This is a genomic window from Catenulispora pinisilvae (assembly GCF_015356865.1).
In the GTDB taxonomy this organism is placed as follows: Bacteria; Actinomycetota; Actinomycetes; order Streptomycetales; family Catenulisporaceae; genus Catenulispora; species Catenulispora pinisilvae.
Genome location: NZ_JAAFZA010000361.1, coordinates 1 through 7,721, shown reverse-complemented (window position 1 = coordinate 7,721; position 7,721 = coordinate 1). Strand labels below are relative to the sequence as shown.

Below are 7,721 nucleotides of genomic sequence, written 5' to 3'. Positions count from 1 at the left end.
GCACCCAAGCCGGGCACGGCTGAGCCGACCACACATGTTGTGAAAAAACGGCCGGTTTTCGTCCGCCCTGCCACGCGACCGCGCCTTGCGTACACAAGCCGGCGGACGAAAACAGGCGGTTTTTTCATAACGCCCTTAACCCCGTACGTGACCGGCGGCCTCCGTGCCCGACTCTCGTCCAACCCGCAACCACACCACCAACACGGCAAACCAATCCAGCCACCGCACTAGCAGTTGTGTCGGCAGTGTCGCTTATACATGCATAAGAGGCGAATATGTCCTAACAAAATGAAGTGCCGACCGTCGGCTGCACGCAAACCAGCGCCGCCGCGGACCCCATCCGCGGCGGCGCCGTCTCACCCGGTCGCCCGCCAACCGCTCGCCGGCCGACCAGCTCTTGCCCCGCCTTACTCGCCCTGCCTTACCTGCCTTACTCGCTCTGCCTTACTCGCTCTGCCTTACTGCCCTGCCTTACTCGCCCCGCCTTGCTCGGCCTCAGCCCTGCCCTACTTGGCGGCAGCCCCCGCCGGCTCAGCCTCATGCCGCACACTGCACACCAAATGATCGTCCGTCTCATCCGCCACAATCGTGTCCCCGGGACTCGTGTCCCCGGCCAGCAGCAGCGTCGCGACCTTGTTGTCCAACTCCGACTGGATCGTCCGGCGCAGCGGCCGCGCACCGAACTCGGGCTTGTAGCCGCGATCCACCAGCCACTGCTTCGCCTTCTCCGTCACCTCCAGGCCGAGTTCCTGCGCCTTGAGCCGGCGGCGGGAGCCGTCGAGCATCAGGTCCACGATGTTGCCCATCTCGCCCTTGCCGAGGCTGTGGAAGATCACTGTTTCGTCGAGGCGGTTGATGAACTCCGGGGGGAAGAAGCCGCGGACCTGGTCCATCAGCTGGTCGCGGATCTCGTCGGTGTCGCCGGCGTGGGCCAGGATCAGCTGGCTGCCGATGTTGGAGGTCATGATGACCACCGTGTGGCGGAAGTCGACGGTGCGGCCCTGGGCGTCGGTGAGCCGGCCGTCGTCGAGGACCTGTAGCAGGGTGTTGAAGATGTCCGGGTGGGCCTTCTCGACCTCGTCGAAGAGGATCACCGAGTAGGGCTTGCGCCGTACCTTCTCCGTGAGCTGTCCCGCCTCCTCGTAGCCGACGTAGCCGGGCGGCGAGCCGAGCAGTCGGGAGACCGTGTGCTTCTCTTGGAACTCGCTCATGTCGAAGCGGATCAGCCGGTCCTCGTCGCCGAACAGCAGCTCCGCGAGCGCCTTGGCCAGCTCCGTCTTGCCGACGCCGGTCGGTCCGAGGAACAGGAACGAGCCGGTCGGCCGGTTCGGGTCGCCCATCCCGGCGCGCGAGCGCCGCACGGCCTCGGCGATCGCCGTGACCGCCTCGTCCTGCCCGACCACGCGGTCGTGCAGCGCGTCCTCCAGCTTCAGCAGCCGGGTCCGCTCGTCCTCGTTGAGCTGCGCGACCGGGATCCCGGTCCGCCGGGACACGACCTCCGCGATGTCGTTCTCCGTCACCTTCAGCGCGCCCTCGCGCCGCTCCTCGATCGTCGCGACCTCGTCGTTGAGCTCGTCGATCCGGTTCTTCAGGTCCTTCGCGCGGTCGTAGTTCTCCGCCGAGACCGCCTCGTCCCGCTCCCGCGTCAGCTTCGCCAGCTTGTCCTCGCGCTCGATCGCCTCGGTCGACTTCCCGAGGTTACGCAGCCGGATCCGGGCGCCGGCCTGGTCGATCAGGTCGATCGCCTTGTCCGGCAGGAAGCGGTCGGAGATGTACCGGTCCGACATCAGCGCGGCCGCGGCCAGCGCCTCGTCGGTGAACTTCACGCCGTGGTGCGCCTCGTAGCGGTCGCGCAGTCCCTCCAGGATCTGCACCGTCTCCTCGACCGTCGGCTCGGCGATCAGCACCGGCTGGAAACGCCGCTCCAACGCCGCGTCCTTCTCGATGTTCTTGCGGTACTCCTCGATCGTCGTGGCCCCGATGACGTTCAACTCGCCCCGCGACAGCGCCGGCTTCATGATGTTGCCCGCGTCCATCGAGCTGTCGCCGCCCGAACCCGCGCCGACGACCGTGTGCAGCTCGTCGATGAACAGGATCGTCGAGTCCGACGCCTTCCCGACCTCGTCGATGACGTTCTTCAGCCGCTCCTCGAACTCGCCCCGGTACTTGGACCCGGCGACCAGCCCGGCCAGGTCCAGCAGCACGACGCGCTTGCCCTCCAACGTCTTCGGCACGTCCCCGGAGACGATCCGCTGCGCCAGCCCCTCCACGATCGCCGTCTTGCCCACGCCCGGATCGCCGATCAGCACCGGATTGTTCTTGGTCCGCCGCGACAGCACCTCGACCGTCTGCTCGATCTCGTCCGCCCGCCCGACCACCGGATCCAGCTTCCCGGCCTTGGCGTCCTCGGTCATGTCCCGGCCGTACTCGTCCAGCGTCGGGGTGTCCGTCGGCTGCTCCGGCCCGGCCGGCAGGCCCTCGGCCCGCGACGCCTTCGTGATCCGCTTGCCCAGGTCCTTGGCGTCCACCTGGGTGTTGCTCAGGACGTGCCCGGCACCGGAGTCCGCGTCCTCGGTCAGCGCCGCCAGGATGTGCTGCGGCCCGACGTACGTCGCCCCGGACGCCTGCGACAGCGAATGCGCCTCCATCAACACGCGCTTGGCCGCCGGGGTGAGTCCGGGCTCGGCCGACGGCGTGGAACCGGACGCCGGCAGCGACTTCTCGATCGTCTGCGCCAGCCGGTCCGGGTCGACGTTCGCCGCGGCCAGGATGCCGCGCGTCGGCTCCACCTGAGTGGCCGCCCACAACAGGTGCTCGGTGTCGAGGTCAGAGCTGCCGTCCTGGGCCGCGCGGTGCGAGGCCGTGGAGATCAGCTCCCGGGCTGATTCGGTCAGCAGCTGACCGATCGGCACGCGCTGGACCCGCGGCGGCGAGAACTCCGGCGACATCCCGAAGAACCGATTGAGCAGGTCGTTGAAGGGATCGTCGGAGCGGTCGAAGAAGCCGCCGAAGGAGCTCATGGACATGAATCCAGACAACACCCACTATGGGAGGACCGCACGGCGAGACTGCGCCGAGCGGGTAGGCACCCCTTACGCGGGAAGAACCGGCGGTTCCACGGCACCCTCGGCCAGCGCGACGGCGAGGGCCCGGCCGGGACAGACGCGCGGTCCGTGACCGAACGTCAGCCCGACCGGTCCGACTTCCAGAATCACTGGCGCCCCCTCGGGAATTTCGATCGTTCCGACCTCTAGCTCGACGACCAGGTCGGCGACTGCGATCCGGCGCATGACCTGTACCGGCGGCGCGGTGCGCAAGGTCGTGTGGACGTCGCCGGAACCGTCCCGCGTGGCGGCGATCAACGCGGCGGTCGCGTCACATGCCTGGATGAGGATCCCGATCCGGTTCGCGGCCTGCTCCGGATCGTCGGTCCGCATCAGCGGCAGCAGCATGCGCACGGCCTTGTCCGCCGCCGGATCGTCCCCACCGAAGTAGTTGTCCGTCACCGTGCACAACGCCTCGACCGCCGCATCATCCAACGCGTCCAGCCCCATCGCCCCCGCGAGTGCGCGCAAGACCCGCGTCCGATCGTCACCGAGCGTGCCGGCGGCCAGGCGGCGCAGCCCGTCCACGTCGACGCGGGCCAGCTCCGCCTCCACGAACGCCCGGCGCCGCGCGTGCACCTCGCCGTGCGTGAACCGCGCGACCGTGGCCCGCAGCCACGCCATCGTCCCCTCGGGCCCGGATTGCACCGGCAGCGGAACCAACACCGGAACCAGCCGCGGATCGGCCAGCGCCGCCTCGATGTCGGCGCGCGAAGTGAGAGTCACCATGGAGTCACCATGTCCGTAGTCACTTTGTCCGTAGTCACTATGTCTGTAGCCACCATGTCCGTAGTCACCATGTCCCGACCGTACGGCCGGTTCCCTTCGGCGCTCGCCGAAGCATCCCGTTAGGCTGCCGATCATGGCAGGCCACATCGTCGCGACCGGTGCCGGACGGGCTCTCATGGAGCGCCGCACCGACCCCCACCACGAGTTCGTCCTCCGCCTCACCGGCAAGGAACGCCCCCGCGTCCTGTTCCTCCCGACGGCCACCGGCGACGACCCGACCTACATCGTCTCCTTCTACGAGACCTACACCGCCGACCGCTGCGAGCCGTTCCACCTCCGACTGTTCAATCGCACCGTCAGCGACCTGCGAGCCTTCGTCCGGTCGATGGACGTGATCACCGTCGGCGGCGGCAACACCGCGAACATGCTCGACGTCTGGCGGCGCCAGGGCCTGGACGCGATCCTGCGCGAGGCGTGGGAGGACGGCGCGGTCCTCACCGGCGGCAGCGCCGGCGCGCTGTGCTGGTTCCGCGGCGGCACCACCGACTCCTTCGGCCTGCCGTACCAGGTCCTCGCCGACGGCCTGGGCTTGCTCGAAGGCAGCCTGTGTCCGCACTACGACGGCCAGGATTCGCGTCGTCCGGTCTACCGCGACGCCCTGCTCTCCGGCGCGCTCCCGGCCGGCTACGGCGTCGACGACCTCGTCGGACTGCACTTCCACGGCACCGACTTCGTCGAAGCGGTCAGCTCCTCGGCGACCGGCGGCGCGCTGCGCATCGAGGCGGTCGGCGGGGTGATCGCCGAGACCCGGATCCCGGTGCGGCTGCTGCCCCCTGACGCGAACCCCCGACCTGCATGACAAGCGCGCACGCCGCACTCCGGGTAGCGTCGGGGACATGTCGATCCCAGGAGTCGAAGCCAGCGTCCCGCCGAGCGGCACCGGTTGCGTGGAGTGCGATGAGAACGGCGGTTGGTGGGTCCATCTCCGCCGCTGCACGCAGTGCGGCCACATCGGCTGCTGCGACAACTCCCCGGAGCAGCACGGCCGCAAGCACGCCGCCAGCACCGGGCACACCATGATCACCAGCTTCGAGCCCGGCGAGGACTGGTTCTACGACTTCAGCAACGACAACTTCTACGAGTCCGGCCCGGCCCTCGCGCCGCCGGACAGCCACCCGGCCGACCAGCCGGTGCCCGGGCCGAAGGGCCGCGTCCCGGCCGACTGGCAGAGCAAGCTGAACGACTAGCCGCTTCGGGCAGCCGCTCCGCAGCCGCCCTTCAGCTGCTCCGCCGCCGACCCTCAGCCGCCCCCGGCCCCCTCGGCTGGAACCACGTCACCTGACCCCGCTACATTCGCCGCCATGGACGGGATCGAGCGGGGCCAGTTGAAAGTCATGCCCATCCACGCCGTGACAGAGGTCTACGGCGAGGCCGGACTGCGCGTGCTGTTCGACGTCGAGAGCGAGGCGTTCCCCGACGACGAGCGCGCCGCGATGCTGCGCGCCGAACGCGTCGCCTCCCGGCTGCACGCCGCCGACAAACGCGTCCGCGAACCGTATGTCAACCATCTGCTTCGCGTCGCGATCCGCATCATCCGGCACTACCAGGTGCGCGACCCCGAGGTGGTCGTCGCGGCGCTGTTGCACGACGCCGTCGAGGACCACCCCGGCGACCTCGCCGATCTGGCGGGCGCCGCCGAACGCGCCGCCGGCGAACGGGAAGCGGCGCTGATCGTGCTGAGCCGGGCCTTCACCCCGCGCGTCGCGGAACTGATCGCGGCCGTCACCAACCCGCACTACGACCCGGCGCGCGACAAGCAGGAGCAGTACCGCGAGCACGTCGTGGAGAGCCTGGAAGCGAACCCGTGGGCCCGGGTGGTCAAGCTCTCCGACTTCACCGACAACGGGGTCGGCATCATCCACACCACCGGCCCGAAGGTCCGCAAGGCCTCGGCGAAGTACGCGCCGCTGGTCCCGCAACTCCGGGAGTTCGCGCTGCGTCCCGACACCCCGTTGTCCGACGAGGTGAAGGCGCACATCGTGAAGCAGCTGGACATCGCGGCCGACCGGTTCCGCGCCATCCTCGGACAGCTCGGGTAGGCTGCCCGGCGGGGTGGGTCCGAGACCTTCGTATCAAGGACCCCAATGCTGGATGGGCAAGACATAGCGGACGCCCTCGACGGCGCCGTGCGTGGCGACGAGGCGTCTTTCACCGTGCTCTGGCGCGCCCTGAACCCGCCGCTGCTGCGCTATCTCCGAGTCCTGATTCCCGCGGCCTGCGAGGACGTCGCCTCCGAGACCTGGTTACAGGCCTCGCGCGACCTCGGCGCCTTCACCGGCGACGCCAGAGCGTTCCAGGTCTGGCTGTTCCGCATCGGCCGCAACCGCGCCATCGACGAGGGCCGTCGCAACCGGCGCACGCTGGACGAACCGGTCGCCGTGCTGCCCGAGCAGCGTTCCCACGACGACACCGCCCAGGACGCGCTCACCGCGATGGCCACCCGCCGGGCCCTGGCCGCGATCGCCGAGCTGCCCCGGGACCAGGCCGAGGCGGTGCTGCTGCGTGCCGTCGCCGGGCTCAGCGCCGAACAGGCCGGCTCGGTCGTCGGCAAACGCGCCGGGGCCGTGCGGGTCGCGGCGATGCGCGGCCTGCGGACGTTGAAGAAGCGGCTCGACAAGGCCGCCGAACCGGAGAAGTCGCTGGTCAAAGGAGTAGCGCGGACGGGTTCGAGGGCGGGTGTAACACGATGAGGCGCCGGATCGCTCCTTCGGGCACGATGCGTACGACAGGGAACTCCCAGCGGGCCCTCGGCCGTCGGCGGCCGGGCCGCCGAGCCGCCGAGGAACTGCTCGACCACGCGGGCGGCCAGGGCGCCGCCGGCGCGGCGTCGGGTGCCGCCGCGGGAGTTCAGCCGACGGAATCAGAGCTCGATATCGTGCCTGATTGGGAAGCTGTTGGGCGGCTGCTCGACGCGGCCGCCGGTCCGGCCCTGGCCGCCGAGCTCTCGGGCGAGAACGCGGCCCGTGCCGTGTTCTCCGCGCATCACTCCGCCTCCGCGACACCCTCCAAGGAGAGACGCGTGTTCAGCAAAGCCCTTCTCGCCAAGGCCGTGACGGTGAAGATAGCCGTCGCCGTCTGCGGCGTGTCGATGGTCGGCGCGGCCACCGCCGCCGCCACCAACTCGCTGCCGTCCACCTTGCAGTCCAAGGCCCACTCGCTCGGTTTCCCGGCCCCGAAGGACTCGCCGCTCAAGGGCTCCGGCCTGGCGGGCAACCACAAGGACGCCGACGCCATGGTGCCCGGCATCCCCACTCCCACCGGCTCCGCACCCGCGAAGGCGGCGCCGCTGCGCGACGACCAGGCGGCGCTCGACGCGGCCGGGGCCAAGCTGCTCGGCGACGACAGCTTCCGGCTGTGCAAGGCGGCCGAGGACGGTGACCGCGACGACCAAGGCCACGACCTGACGGCTGCGGAATTGCAGAAGCTGGCCAAGGCCGCGAACGTGCCGGCCGCCGAGATCGCCAAGATCGAGTCGCGGCTGGACGCGGAGCGGAGCCAGGCGCAGACGCGGATGCAGGACTTCTGCAATCGCCTGGCGCAGGCCGAGAAGGACGCGCGCGACGGCCACGTCCCGACGTTCCCGATCCCGACCCCGCACCCCGGCGACGGCTGGCCCACTACCTGGCCGACCACCTTGCCCACCCACCTGCCGAGCGTCCCCGGCGCGCCCTCGCACCTGCCGACCGGGCTCCCGAGCGGCCTGCCCACGCATCTGCCGACCGGACTGCCCACGGGACTGCCGACCGGACTCCCGTCCCGCCTGCCGACCAGCCTGCCCAGCGGCGCTCCCACCTGGCCGACCGGCTGGCCGATCGACCCGGTCCACCC

At 70.1% G+C, this 7,721-nt stretch carries 6 protein-coding genes and 1 pseudogene; 5 read left to right on the top strand and 2 right to left on the bottom strand.

The window, feature by feature from the left end; translation table 11 throughout:
- Positions 1–506: 506 nt before the first annotated feature.
- Positions 507–3,026 carry an ATP-dependent Clp protease ATP-binding subunit gene (locus IZR01_RS46545; RefSeq protein ID WP_194927570.1) on the bottom strand — a complete coding sequence of 840 codons (2,520 nt, stop codon included), beginning with the start codon at positions 3,024–3,026 and terminating at the stop codon, positions 507–509.
- Positions 3,027–3,092: 66 nt separating this feature from the next.
- Positions 3,093–3,833: a cytochrome P450 family protein gene (locus IZR01_RS46540; protein ID WP_194927569.1), complete on the bottom strand. Its 741-nt coding sequence runs from the start codon at positions 3,831–3,833 to the stop codon at positions 3,093–3,095.
- Between the two features lie 133 nt (positions 3,834–3,966).
- Here IZR01_RS46540 and IZR01_RS46535 point away from each other — a divergent pair, with 133 nt between their 5' ends.
- From IZR01_RS46535 to IZR01_RS46515, 5 genes and pseudogenes are all read left to right on the top strand, one after another.
- Positions 3,967–4,692: a Type 1 glutamine amidotransferase-like domain-containing protein gene (locus tag IZR01_RS46535; RefSeq protein WP_194927568.1), complete on the top strand. Its 726-nt coding sequence runs from the start codon at positions 3,967–3,969 to the stop codon at positions 4,690–4,692.
- Between the two features lie 37 nt (positions 4,693–4,729).
- Positions 4,730–5,080, top strand: a complete 351-nt coding sequence (locus tag IZR01_RS46530) for a UBP-type zinc finger domain-containing protein (protein ID WP_194894940.1) — start codon at positions 4,730–4,732, stop codon at positions 5,078–5,080.
- Positions 5,081–5,194: 114 nt separating this feature from the next.
- The gene (locus IZR01_RS46525) at positions 5,195–5,932 is read left to right on the top strand and encodes an HD domain-containing protein (protein ID WP_194894938.1); all 738 of its coding nucleotides are present in this window, start codon (positions 5,195–5,197) and stop codon (positions 5,930–5,932) included.
- 45 nt (positions 5,933–5,977) lie between these two features.
- Positions 5,978–6,583, top strand: a complete 606-nt coding sequence (locus IZR01_RS46520) for an RNA polymerase sigma factor (RefSeq protein ID WP_194927567.1) — start codon at positions 5,978–5,980, stop codon at positions 6,581–6,583.
- A 26-nt stretch (positions 6,584–6,609) separates the two neighbouring features.
- A pseudogene (locus IZR01_RS46515) lies at positions 6,610–7,721 on the top strand (hypothetical protein); the annotation flags it as partial.